Origin of the sequence: Lacticaseibacillus brantae DSM 23927 (assembly GCF_001436115.1) — a bacterium.
Classification (GTDB): domain Bacteria; phylum Bacillota; class Bacilli; order Lactobacillales; family Lactobacillaceae; genus Lacticaseibacillus; species Lacticaseibacillus brantae.
This window is the reverse complement of the sequence record NZ_AYZQ01000003.1, coordinates 138,775-151,004: the sequence shown is the minus strand read 5'-3', so window position 1 is coordinate 151,004 and position 12,230 is coordinate 138,775. Positions and strand designations below refer to the sequence as shown.

Here is a 12,230-nt window from a genome sequence, read left to right as displayed (position 1 = left end):
TCTTAGACTGATTATTCTGCTGGCAGGCCATCAGTTTCATCTTTTTGAACCGCTTCTGGCGGCCAGGTATCAGCGGAGACATTGGGCTGTAGTAGAAAAGAATCGTCATAGGCATGTCGGACTTGGGTCTTCCCATGTTCATCAATCAAGGCGTGCCATTCGCGAGCTTGATCCAACGTGGCCGTTGCCAAAACATCTTGAAAGTCCTGGCGCATCGGTTCATAGCCTTTATAAGGACCAAAGCCTAGTCGGTTAAACAATCTCAGCGCGTATTCATCTGCCACGAATGTTTTGTGGTTAAAGGTATACATCAACATGACATCCGCGGTTTCTGGACCAATCCCATTGAGGGCCAAAAGGGTCTGGCGTAATTCATCGACGGGGCGGGCACTAATCTCTTCGAAACTGCCGCCTTGCGCTTGAAACCATTCAACCAAGTCATGAATGCGTTGCGCCTTTTGACGGTAGAAGCCAGCAGGTCGGACTAAATCCTCAAGGTCAGATAATGGCATGGATAACAACTGCTTAATCTCTAAGTAAGGTTTCAAGTTCTCAACAGCCTTCTCCACGTTCTTTGAAGTCGTGCGTTGAATCAAAATCATCATCAGCCAATCTTCCAATGAATCGGCCTGCCACCAATGCTGCCGACCATAATGTGCCTGTAAATTGTTCAAAACAACTAATCGAGAATCCATTATATCCTCCTCAAAATCTCATATTTGGTTAAAGTCACTAACAACCACCGAATTCTATTGCTATGCCTGCGCTTAATCGCTAGAATATTGTAGAATACATCACAATATAGGAGGTTATTATGGCAACAGAAACCAAGCAATTACGTTGGTTCAATATTGCACTGATTGCGTTCGTTGCGGTTTGGGGACTTCAAAACGTCTTCAATAACTACGCGCAACAAGGCTTGTCAGTGATTACATCATGGATTTTAATCATGCTGCTCTATTTCGTTCCGTATGCCTTAATTGTAGGCCAACTCGGGTCGACCTTTAAGGATCAAAACGGTGGGGTCTCATCTTGGGTCAAGGAAACAAGCACGAAGCGGCTCGCTTATTTTGCCGCATGGACTTATTGGGTTGTACATATTCCTTACCTCGCTCAGAAACCTCAAAGTATTATTATTGCACTAAGTTGGCTTTTTCGGGGAAATGGGAACTTCTTGAAGACCGTTCCTTCTATTACAGTATCAGCAATCTGTCTTGTGCTCTTCTTAATTTTTCTCTGGTTAGCCTCACGCGGCCTGACAACGCTGAATCGGATTGGGAGTATGGCGGGGACGGCAATGTTCATTATGTCGATTCTCTTCATTATTCTGGCCGTGGCTGCCCCATTCATGGTTAAGGGTGTGCATGTGGCCACACCTGACATGGGTAAGTTATCGACGTATATTCCGAAGTTCAACTTTAATTACTTCACCACGCTCTCCATGCTCGTCTTTGCGGTTGGTGGGGCTGAAAAAATCTCGCCTTACGTTAACAACACCAAAAACGCTTCTCGTGAATTCCCAATGGGGATGTTGGTCTTGGCCGGTATGGTAGCCTTATGTGCTATCCTAGGCTCATTTGGGATGGGTGTTTTATTCAACTCCAACCATATCCCAACGGACTTGATGGCTAATGGTCCTTATACCGCTTTCCAAATGTTAGGGAATTACTTCCATGTTGGACCAACCTTCATGATCTTGTACGCTATTGCCAATACCCTGGCACAAGTCTCGGCTTTGGCCTTCTCAATTGATGCCCCACTGAAGATTTTGCTTGGGGATGCGGATGACAACTTCATCCCTGCTAGCCTGTCGAAGCTTAATGCGAAAGGTACGCCAATGAACGGTTACAAGATGACTGGGGTGCTGGTCAGCATCTTGATCATTTTGCCCGCTTTAGGAATTGGTAACATGACTGAACTCTTCAACTGGTTGTTAAACTTGAATTCAGTTGTCATGCCATTACGTTACCTCTGGGTGTTTTTAGCCTTCATCTTACTTAGTAAGCAATTAGGCAAGTTCCATTCTGATTACCACTTTGTCAAAAGTGGGCGCTTAGGTGTCATCATTGGTGGTTGGTGTTTCATCTTTACTGCCTTTGCCTGCATCTTGGGGATGGTGCCAAAGATTTCTATGGCCGACAATCCTTCAACTTGGTGGTTCCAATTGGCCCTGAACATTATGACCCCACTGGTCTTATTGGCTCTTGGACTCATTCTGCCAGCCTTGGCGCGGCGCGATAAGCGCAATGCAGCTGCCACGAAATAATTAAAAAAAGCGTTGTGACTTAACCAAGTGGTTAAGTCGCAATGCTTTTTTTAATTGTTAGCTAAGTCCATGACGTCGCGGGCAATCATCAATTCTTCATTGGTTGGCACCAACCAGGTTTGCACAGTGGCATCTGCGCGACTGAGGTCGGTTTCCTTGCCCCGCACCTGATTTTTCTCTAAATCGATAGTGGCACCAAGATAGGTTAATTGATCCATAATCCGGGCCCGCATATCAATCCCATTTTCGCCGACACCGCCAGCAAAGACCAAGGCGTCCACGCCGTTCATCAAGGCCACGTAGGAACCAACGTATTTCACAACCCGGTTAGCGTAAATGTCTAGCGCCAGGGCCGCCTTTGGATCAGTCGCTTCCACATCTTCCAAGTCGCGTTGGTCAGCAGATAGTTCAGAAATCCCGAGCAGCCCGGATTGATTATTGAGGATGTGAATCATTTCGTGGACATCGGTAATGCCCAGCTTATCCATCAAGTAAGCAACGAGTGACGCATCGACATCCCCGGTCCGGGTACCCATGGTGACCCCTGCCAGCGGCGTAAAGCCCATTGAGGTATCCAGCGACTTGCCGCCTTGCACGGCCGTGACAGATGAACCTGAGCCCAAATGCATCACAATCATCCGCAGGTCTTCAACAGGTTTACCCATTAAGTCTGCAGTCCGTTGGGAAACGAAACGGACACTGGTCCCGTGAGCGCCATATTTACGGGCGCCGTACTTTTCGTAGTAGTGGTACGGCAAACTGTACAAATAGTTCACCGCTGGCATACTCTGGTGAAAAGCCGTATCAAAAACAGCAACTTCAAGGGCCCATGGCATAGCTTGCCGGAAAATCCCGATGTACCGCGCTTCAATTGGATTATGCAACGGGGCATAATCGCGTAAATTATTAATTTCAAGTAAGACATGGTCGTCGACGACCACAGATTCTTTGAAGGTTTCGCCTCCAGCAACCACACGATGACCAATGCCGACGATTTCATGGAGATGTTCAACTAAGCCTAGGTCCTTTAAATATGTCATCAAGGCCGTCACGGCTTCGGAATGCGAGTCGATTGGGTGATCATCAACAAATTGCTGGCCGTCCCCGTAGGTAATTTTGACCTTTGATTTGGGTTGACCAAGCCGATCAATGAGGCCATCAGCCAACTCGACTTCAGCGGGCATGTCAAAAAGCTTCCATTTCAATGTGGAGCTGCCGGCGTTCACTGCCAAAACCTTAACCATGCGTTATTTCCTCCTTGTCATCCAAACGCCGCTAAATGGTGGCGTTATCTTCACAATAGTACCAAGTGTAGGCGCCATCAGCAAGGGAGGCAATTACCGTGCTTGTTACATTTGTGGTAAACTTAACTCCAAAATTGCAGAAAAGTGAGGCGCGTTGTCATGACCAAGACTTTAGCCGATCAAGGATTCCCAAATGGCGAATTTGCGGCTTTTTCGACCGCAAAAATGTCATTCTTCCTTCCATATACTGAACAGACCTCTCCCGCCGACCTGAACCAATTCTTCGGGCCAGACATTCTCCACATCTCAATTACCAACAACCATGACCTGGAAATTGCCTTACCGGATAGTGAAATTCAGCTGGCCCATTATAATCAAATCATTTCCAAGTTTACCAATGGCAAATATAAGGTCATTGACGCTGATTACTATCACAATAACTTCAACGCTCCGATTGTTGACGAGCATCAACACGGCATTTTATAGGAGGACTACTGTGGCAAGTTTTGAAAAATATCATCCCATTATGTCAGCTCATTACACCATGGATTGGCTGACAAGCTTTACGGTCAAAGATATCTTTGCCTTACGGCATGATCAAAGCGTGGCCACGGGAAGCGGACGGCAAGCTGACGCTCAAATTACAGACACTGTGACTTATGTCAATCAAGCCATGCGATTGGTAATGAGCAACCAAGCCTTGCTTTACGGGATTGAAGATCGCCTGACTCAGGCCTTTCTCGGGAGCTTCGGGTTGCTCGAAATCCATGATCAGCAAGCGCAAGTGCAGTTTGAATTGCTGCCAACAGTTCAAGCTCAAGGCGTGATGGGTGAAGTCCTGCCGCGCATGATTGGGTTTGCCTTCTTTGAACTTGGCCTGACCGAACTTACGGCCACTGTTCCAGCAGCAAATACTGTAGCCGCTCACCTATTAGCCAATCATCATTTCCAAGCCGCTGATGATGGCCGCTATACCTTAACCCCAGACGATATCGGGAATGATCCCGCCTATCAGTTCTAATAGAATCACCACGAAAAAAGCCGCCGAATCATTTCGATTCGACGGCTTTTTTGATTAGCTCAGCAATGCTTGGATAGCAGCTGGACTAAGAACCTTGGCCTGATGCTGTTTAATTTGGACCACATAATCGGCCTGTTGGAGCAGTTCGGCGTCAAATTGGTGGGTGATGAGCATAAAGCCCATCGGCAAAGAAAAAAGCACTTGTTCCACCATTTTGGCATGTTGTTGGTCCAAGCCACTGGTCAATTCATCGAGAACCAAAAAATGTTTTGGCTTCAGCAAATTCCGAGCCAACGCCAACCGTTGCCGCTCACCACCAGATAATTCATTGCCGCTTGTCCCAATTAGCGTTGCTAAGCCGGCTGGTTGATTGACCACCCAGGTATCCAGATGGACTGCAGCGAGAACGTGCATGATAGCTGCTTCACTCACTTGGTCGTCAAACAACGTCAGATTATCGCGGACTGACGCGTCAAAGATAAATGTTTTTTGCGATTGGAATCCAATCGCATCAGTCACGAATTGCGCGGTACTAGACGATACTGGCACTCCCGCCACAAAGACTCTGCCACTCACCTGGGATTGATACCCAAAAATGGTATTCACTAACGTCGACTTGCCCGCACCGCTTTCACCAACGACCACAACCCGATCTTTTGCTTGAAAGTGTAAATTAATGTCATGCAGAATCTCCTTATCGGCCGCGGCCACACTGACATGGTCAAATGCTAGAAAAGATTGTGCCGGTGCCGTTGGCGCGGTAATCAGTTTGGCCAGTGGCATGTCCGCTGTCAGCTGCTTCTGGTAGCGGGCAAACAACTGGCGCCCACCCAGCAACTCTGTCAGCATATCAGTCAATGCTTCGACCGGAAATGAAATTGACACCGACAATTGAGCGAAGGCCATTAACTGCGGCACGCCAAGTTGCCGATGTAAAACCAAGTACGTCCCAATCAGCCAGGTCCCTAAGTACACCGCATCTCCTGAAAGCGCGGACAGACCAGCAATAATTTTGCGAATCAGAATATCATGTTGTTCAGCAGCTGTGAGCGCCTGAGCTTCTTGTTCGTGTAACCGCGTAAACGTCGACTCGCGCCCAAAATTCTTGATTGTCGTGAGGCCTTGGACCCAGTTCGTCATTGTTGCCGTGTAATGCGCCATCTGCGTAATCACAGGCGTCTTAGCTTTCGCCAAAATGTTCTTGGCAAGAATTGGAACTAGTACCGCCGGGATCTCCAGTAACAAAATCGTGATCGCTAAGCCGCCATTCAAGAACAACGCGTAACCAAAAGCCAAGCCAAATTGTAAGGCTAGGCTCATCATCTCAAGCATGGCACTCAAATAATTCGTGCGCAGCAACTCCAATTGATTGGTCAACTGGGCCACGCTGTTCCCGACTTGTTGGGTCAGAATTCTGCCAACCGGCTGGTGCACCATCTTTGTAAATAGTGCCACCCTTACATCATAAAGATAAACTGTCTCAAGCTTCTGTTTGATGAAGCCCCCACGGAACCCAACCACTGCCATGGTCACGGCAAACGCGACCACCATTAATAGCAACACAAAGAAGTTGATGGTGACCGAACGTGTCACAACCATGGTCAGAAATTGAATCACAAGCGCGTAACTGACAACCAATACGGCATGCACAATGAGGACCGCACAAAAAACAGAGCAGAGGAGGGGATGGTTTTTGATAAACCGCGTATTCATAAGCTATTCCTCAACTTTATTTGTTTGTGTATTTGTCGACTCACTGGTGGCCTACATTGGCTAAACTCCTCTCGCGTGGGATTCATTCCGAAAATTAGAATACGATAAGTTTACCTCTCATCTAATATTAAGACAAGCTTTCTTTGGACACGAAAAAACCGCCGAATCATTTCGATTCGACGGCTTTTTGTTTGCTGGGTGGTCAGGGGATCGAACCCTGGACCCACGGATTAAGAGTCCGTTGCTCTGCCAGCTGAGCTAACCACCCAAAACTGTTCTCAAATTGACAACTTAAATAGTATATCAGAACAGTTGTATAAAGTCACCTGCTTTTTTGAATATTCTCGCAGTTAATCGCGGGGTTCAAAGAGTGGGTGGATGGATTGGTTGCTACTAATCAATTGCATGGCCTGGCCTAACATTGGGCCAACGGATAGAATCACCATGTTGTCGAGCTGATCTTCTTGGGGGATATCAATGGTATCAGTCAAGACGATTTGCTTAAGGTTCTGCGCAGCTAAACGTTCGCTCGCGCCGGCAGAAAGAACCCCGTGCGTGGCGACCGCATAAATATCCAAAGCGCCTTCAGCCCGTAAAGCTGTGACTGAATCTTCAACCCGGCGACCGGTATCAATCATGTCATCAATAATGATGGCGTGTTTGCCGGCCACATCCCCGATGACCCCAACATTGTCATCGCCAGGGCGCTTGTCGATAATTGCAATCGGCGCGCCTAAGAGTTCAGCCAATTGGCGGGCATGCTTGGTACCACTGTGGTCAGGCGCAACCACGACCAGATTGTCGCCAATCTTTTGGCTCTTCAAGTACTGGGCCAACAGTGGCATTGCTTGAAGGTGGTCCACTGGGATATCGAAGAACCCTTGCAACTGATCCGCATGGAGATCAACGGCGATAATGCGGTCAATCCCGTCCATTTCCAACATATTGGCAATGAGTTTGGCCGTAATTGGTTCGCGGGAACGAGCCTTGCGATCGGCCCGCGCGTAACCATAATATGGCACCACAACATGAATCGCATGGGCACTGGCACGCCGTAAGGCATCAACCATAATCATCAATTCCATGAAGTTCTCGTTAACGGGGTCAGACACGGGTTGAATAACGAAGACGTCTGCGCCGCGGACACTTTCGTTAATATCGATTTGAATTTCACCATCGGCAAAGTGCTTCACGGACGCTGAAGACAGTTCAACGCCGACTTCTTGAGAAATTTTTTCTGCGAGGGGTAGGTTCCCATTTAAAGCAAACAACTTAAACTTGCTCATATTTCCTCCTAAAAGACAGGTGTAATTTGTCTTAATTATACGCAATCAGACGCCAAATGGCTATTGTTCCCGTAAATTCGGTATAATGAAAGCTAGAGAGAACACAAAGGAGTCGTTGGTTATGAAAACAAGTCGGATCTTGGGAACGGTCACGCCGCTCCTACTCACTGCCGGCACATTAGCCGCTGCCGAGAAACTGTATACTTATGCTTTTAAACGCATTAATTACATTCCTGATGCCAGCGACTATATGCAAAAATATGCCTCACTTTATTATTCTCACGTTGATTGGGTTCAAGCTCGCCCTGACTTAGATGTCTGGGAGCTCACCACGCCTGATAACGCCCACATTTCTGCCCTCTGGATTCCGCATCCGCATAGTAAAAAGGCCGTCATTGTTGGTCACGGCTACAAAGGTACGGGGATCACGATGAGCAACTACGCGCATATGTTCTACAACTTGGGTTTCAATGTTCTGATGCCAGACGACCGCGGCCATGGCGATTCGGATGGCGATTACATTAGTTTCGGCTGGCTCGATCGTCTCGATTACCTCGACTGGATTCAACATATTATTACTAAACTCGGTGACGACAGCGAAATCTTACTCTTTGGGACGAGCATGGGTGGTGCAACTGTCAGTCTCGTTGCTGGCGAACCTACCTTACCCCGCCAAGTCAAAGCAATCGTGGCCGATTGCAGCTACACTAGTTTAGACGATGAATTAAGCTACTTAATTCGCAAGCTCTTCCATCTGCCACGGAATCCATTGGTCCCGATGGCTAGTTTTATTAATTATCGCCGCCTCGGTTATCCGTTCAAGGTGGTCGATGTGACCAAGGCCCTCACCCACAATCGCCGGCCGCTGTTTGTGATTCACGGGTCAGCTGATGATTATGTCCCGACCTGGATGGCCCAGAAAAATTACGCCGCCAGCACCGGTCCAAAAGACTTATGGATTGTGCCTGGTGCGATTCACGCTGAAAGCTACTGGATCGATCCAGGCCGTTATCAGCAACGGGTCAGTGATTTCATCACGCCTTATTTCAAATAAATTATCGCAAACCGCCACTTTTAGAGTGACGGTTTTCTTGCAATCATCGTTATAACGGAGGAAAAACATGGCTTACATTGAAGTGGAACATGTCACCAAACGTTATCATATGGGAGAAACTGAAATTTTTGCTAACCGCGACTTATCTTTTGCAGTTGAACAAGGCAGTCTGACTGTGATTCTCGGCCCCAGCGGCGCGGGTAAATCGACTATTCTAAATATTTTAGGCGGGATGGACTCACCGAGTGAAGGCGCAGTGGTCATTGATGGCGTGGATATTTCTGGGTTTAATGCTCGCCAATTGACCGAATATCGTCGTAATGACGTTGGTTTCGTCTTCCAGTTCTATAATCTCATCCCCAACCTGACCACCAAAGAAAATGTCGAATTAGCGGCTTCAATCGTGCCCGATGCCCTTGATGCCACGACGGTGCTCGCGCAAGTTGGCCTGGGGCAACGGTTGAACAACTTTCCATCCCAATTATCCGGTGGTGAGCAACAGCGCGTGGCGATTGCCCGTGCACTCGCTAAGAATCCAAAACTGCTGCTCTGTGATGAGCCCACTGGCGCCCTCGATTATGAAACAGGCAAACAGGTGCTGACACTTCTGGAACAAGCGGCACGCCGTGATCACAAAACCGTGATGATTATCACGCACAATGCTGAACTGGCCAAAATGGCGGATCGGGTGATTCACATTAATGATGCCCAAGTACGCTCTGTGACCGATCAGCCTGACCCCCTGCCCGTCAGCCAGATTGAGTGGTGATGACCATGTCAATTCTCAATAAGAAACTGTGGCGCGATATCACGCAACATTTTGGCCGCTTCATTGCCATTGTCATGATTATCTTCCTTGGTGTTTTGCTCTTTGTCGGTGTGCGTGGCATTGGCCCCGCCCTTAAAGACAGCGCCACCCATGAACTCGACCAACAACAGTTAGCCGATATCCAACTTATCAGTCCGGCCGGTTTCTCAAAGGCCGACCAAGTTGCTTGGCAGCAAAAAGCTGCCGTCACTGTCAGCCGCGCGCGTTATCGGCAAGTTCAAACGAAGGCCGGCGAAGTCGTGGCCTTCTATTCACAGCCAACAAACTTGAATCGGCCCCGCCTCACCGAAGGGCGCCTCGCCAAAACCAATCGTGAAATTGTGCTTGATGCCCGCGCTGCCAGTAAATACCATTATCGACTAGGCCAGACCCTCACCCTCAGTGGTCAAGGTTTCAAAACTAGCCACCTGACCATTGTCGGTTTCGCGCAGTCGCCTCAGTACGTCGATAATACGCAACGCGGTGCGGCAACGATTGGCGATGGCACTGTAGCCTTCTTTGCCTATGCGAAGCCTTCTGCCCTTCAAATGCCAATCACCAATGTGGTCTGGTTACGGCTTAACAAAATTGATCACAGTCAGCGCTACACCGATCACTATACGCGACAAGTCACGCAAGTCGTTGATCGCTTAACCCCTATGGTCAAAGCCCAACTGGCTACTAAGTCACAGCAACAAGAACAAACTATTGCCCAATTGACCAGAGCGAATCAAGCTCAGCCAACGCCAGCGCGCACTCAGCAATTAGCCCAACTCAAGGCCCAAACTTTTAACTATCAAGTGCAGACCCAAGCGGATTATCCAGGATTCAGTGCTTACGGCGATACGGCAGATCGGATTTCGGCGATTGCCAATGTCTTCCCAGTCTTCTTCTTCTTGATTGCGGCATTAATTACCTTCACCACCATCACCCGCTTGATTGAAGAAGCCCGGGGCCAGCTTGGCATTATGAAAGCTCTTGGCTATGCCAACCACACCATTGCACGCAATTACTGGGGATATGCCCTGATTACAGCCATCCTTGGTACAACACTGGGTGTGATTATCGGTAGTCTCTGGCTGCCGCGGTTTGTCTTGCAGCTCTACACGACCATGTATATTTTCGACCGACCCGTGATTTATTTCCAATGGGATAGCATCGCCTTGGCCAGCCTATTTGCCCTCCTCAGCACGTTGGGCGCCGCGCTTATCGTCATTTGGCAGCAATTGCGCGTCGGTCCAGCAGAATTAATGCTCCCCAAAGCCCCGCGCTCGGCCAAACGCATTTTGATGGAACATTGGACCTGGCTATGGCAGCGGCTAAGTTTTAATCAAAAAGTGAGCTATCGGAATCTTTTCCGGTTTAAGTCACGCCTGATTATGACCGTCATTGGAATTGCCGGTGGCTTGGGCTTGCTTCTAACTGGATTTGGCATTCGCGATGCCATCACCGCCACAGGTACCCGGCAAATGGATGATATTCTGCGCTACCAAGTCAGCATTCGCGCCAATGAGGCTGATAAGGTCACGCCCGCCATCAAAAAATTGACCCACGTGAACGCGGTCCTGCCAGTGGCTAGTTCTCTGGTAAGCGTCAAAGCCCATGCGCAACAGGTCAATGATGTGAATCTTAATCAGGTCACTTCAAGCACACTTCCGCAGTTCATTCAGTTGAAAAATACCAATGGTCACGCGCTGAAGGTGGACGGCAAGGGTATCATCATTAGCCAGAAGCTAGCCACATTGTTACACGTGAAACATGGTGACACCATCACCTATAAAACCCCGACTGGCCAAGCCAAGCGGGCGACGGTGGCTGGAATTATGGTCAATTATGTCGGCCATGTGATGTACCAGAATAGTTCCGCGCCGGCAAATACGTTGTTGATCAAGCAACCGAAGCTCACAGCCAAACAGGAGCAGCAATTTGCTAAGGCAGCCATGAAAATTCCTGGCGTGCAAAATGTCAGTTTCAAGGCAGATCAACTCAGCAGCATTGCCACGATGACCAAACAACTTAATCCTGTTATCGCCATTTTTATTCTGTTGTCCGGCACCTTGTCCCTAGTCGTCTTGTATAATTTGACGAACATCAACATTTCAGAACGCCTGCGCGAGCTGTCGACCATCAAAGTACTCGGTTTCTACGACCGCGAAGTGACCGCCTACATTATCCGGGAAAACATTATTCTGACCGTTGCTGGGATTATCGTCGGGTACGGCATCGGTAATGCGCTCACCGCTTATATTTTGCACCAGGCCGAAACCCCGCAAATTGTCTTCCCACTGACCATCACCTGGAGTAGCTATCTGTGGTCAACAGGTTTGATGCTGGGCTTCACCGCCATCGTCATGTTCATGACCCATCGCCAGCTCCAGCATATCGACATGCTTGACGCCCTCAAAGCCAATGATTAGAGCGCGAGCACTACCGGGAGACACCGAGCACTAGCAAACTTTCGATGATGGGTGGTTTCTCCCATTGAGAAAGTAGCTAGGCGCAAGTGTCTGGGAGTTCGAGCGCGTTTAGAGCCCGAGACAATGCGGTTCAACCCTGTAAATAGTCGTGCAGCGTTGCGGCAGAATCCCGCCGGTGGAGCGCTGTGGGCCGACTTGAAGCCCGCCCAAACCACGGTCTCCAAGATCGACCTTGTTCAGGGTTGAGAAACCCACTCAACCCTGAACAACTTCACAGCTGACCGGCGGATTCTTCGCCGCCCGCTGCCAGTTTAATCCAGCTCTATTCCTGAAAAATATCAGCGACTACCGTCATTAGGTGGTCGCTTTTTGATGCCAGAAACTGACTCTGTCTATGCCAAGCAAGATTTTGATTGCCGCA

General features: G+C 48.7%; 10 protein-coding genes and 1 tRNA gene. 6 read left to right on the top strand and 5 right to left on the bottom strand.

Features of this window, described 5'->3' with window-relative positions; genetic code table 11:
* Positions 1–11: 11 nt before the first annotated feature.
* Positions 12–695 (bottom strand): endonuclease III domain-containing protein, encoded by a 684-nt coding sequence (locus FC34_RS06800; RefSeq protein ID WP_057894664.1) that lies wholly within the window; start codon positions 693–695, stop codon positions 12–14.
* A gap of 119 nt (positions 696–814) precedes the next feature.
* On the opposite strand from FC34_RS06800, the gene FC34_RS06795 reads away from it, so the two are divergent.
* Positions 815–2,266 (top strand): APC family permease, encoded by a 1,452-nt coding sequence (locus tag FC34_RS06795; RefSeq protein WP_057894663.1) that lies wholly within the window; start codon positions 815–817, stop codon positions 2,264–2,266.
* Between the two features lie 50 nt (positions 2,267–2,316).
* Here FC34_RS06795 and FC34_RS06790 read toward each other — a convergent pair whose 3' ends face one another.
* Complete coding sequence (locus tag FC34_RS06790; protein ID WP_057894662.1) at positions 2,317–3,510, bottom strand: acetate/propionate family kinase; 1,194 nt, start codon at positions 3,508–3,510, stop codon at positions 2,317–2,319.
* A gap of 159 nt (positions 3,511–3,669) precedes the next feature.
* On the opposite strand from FC34_RS06790, the gene FC34_RS06785 reads away from it, so the two are divergent.
* On the top strand, positions 3,670–3,996 hold the full coding sequence (locus tag FC34_RS06785) for a hypothetical protein (RefSeq protein ID WP_057894661.1): 327 nt from the start codon (positions 3,670–3,672) through the stop codon (positions 3,994–3,996).
* A gap of 10 nt (positions 3,997–4,006) precedes the next feature.
* Entirely contained in the window at positions 4,007–4,531 is a 525-nt protein-coding gene (locus FC34_RS06780) for a GNAT family N-acetyltransferase (protein WP_057894660.1), read from the top strand.
* A 54-nt stretch (positions 4,532–4,585) separates the two neighbouring features.
* Here FC34_RS06780 and FC34_RS06775 read toward each other — a convergent pair whose 3' ends face one another.
* The 3 genes from FC34_RS06775 to FC34_RS06765 all read right to left on the bottom strand — a co-directional run bounded on the left by FC34_RS06775 (position 4,586) and on the right by FC34_RS06765 (position 7,530).
* Positions 4,586–6,244, bottom strand: coding sequence for an ATP-binding cassette domain-containing protein (locus FC34_RS06775; protein ID WP_057894659.1), 1,659 nt, complete (start codon positions 6,242–6,244; stop codon positions 4,586–4,588).
* 195 nt (positions 6,245–6,439) lie between these two features.
* A tRNA-Lys gene (locus FC34_RS06770) sits at positions 6,440–6,512 on the bottom strand.
* A gap of 82 nt (positions 6,513–6,594) precedes the next feature.
* Complete coding sequence (locus FC34_RS06765) at positions 6,595–7,530, bottom strand: ribose-phosphate diphosphokinase (protein ID WP_057894658.1); 936 nt, start codon at positions 7,528–7,530, stop codon at positions 6,595–6,597.
* Positions 7,531–7,651: 121 nt separating this feature from the next.
* Between FC34_RS06765 and FC34_RS06760 the strand changes: the two genes are divergently transcribed.
* From FC34_RS06760 to FC34_RS06750, 3 genes are all read left to right on the top strand, one after another.
* On the top strand, positions 7,652–8,584 hold the full coding sequence (locus FC34_RS06760) for an alpha/beta hydrolase (RefSeq protein WP_057894657.1): 933 nt from the start codon (positions 7,652–7,654) through the stop codon (positions 8,582–8,584).
* Positions 8,585–8,651: 67 nt separating this feature from the next.
* Positions 8,652–9,353, top strand: a complete 702-nt coding sequence (locus FC34_RS06755; RefSeq protein WP_057894656.1) for an ABC transporter ATP-binding protein — start codon at positions 8,652–8,654, stop codon at positions 9,351–9,353.
* A 5-nt stretch (positions 9,354–9,358) separates the two neighbouring features.
* Positions 9,359–11,809 carry an ABC transporter permease gene (locus FC34_RS06750; protein WP_162259769.1) on the top strand — a complete coding sequence of 817 codons (2,451 nt, stop codon included), beginning with the start codon at positions 9,359–9,361 and terminating at the stop codon, positions 11,807–11,809.
* Positions 11,810–12,230 lie beyond the last annotated feature (421 nt).

Excerpts from the sequence above, each read along its gene's own strand:
- FC34_RS06760 (WP_057894657.1), top strand. The coding sequence starts at position 7,652 with ATGAAAACAAGTCGGATCTTGGGAACGGTCACGCCGCTCCTACTCACT.
- FC34_RS06755 (WP_057894656.1), top strand. The coding sequence starts at position 8,652 with ATGGCTTACATTGAAGTGGAACATGTCACCAAACGTTATCATATGGGA.
- FC34_RS06765 (WP_057894658.1), bottom strand. The coding sequence starts at position 7,530 with ATGAGCAAGTTTAAGTTGTTTGCTTTAAATGGGAACCTACCCCTCGCA.
- FC34_RS06790 (WP_057894662.1), bottom strand. The coding sequence starts at position 3,510 with ATGGTTAAGGTTTTGGCAGTGAACGCCGGCAGCTCCACATTGAAATGG.
- FC34_RS06785 (WP_057894661.1), top strand. The coding sequence starts at position 3,670 with ATGACCAAGACTTTAGCCGATCAAGGATTCCCAAATGGCGAATTTGCG.
- FC34_RS06795 (WP_057894663.1), top strand. The coding sequence starts at position 815 with ATGGCAACAGAAACCAAGCAATTACGTTGGTTCAATATTGCACTGATT.
- FC34_RS06750 (WP_162259769.1), top strand. The coding sequence starts at position 9,359 with ATGTCAATTCTCAATAAGAAACTGTGGCGCGATATCACGCAACATTTT.
- FC34_RS06800 (WP_057894664.1), bottom strand. The coding sequence starts at position 695 with ATGGATTCTCGATTAGTTGTTTTGAACAATTTACAGGCACATTATGGT.
- FC34_RS06775 (WP_057894659.1), bottom strand. The coding sequence starts at position 6,244 with ATGAATACGCGGTTTATCAAAAACCATCCCCTCCTCTGCTCTGTTTTT.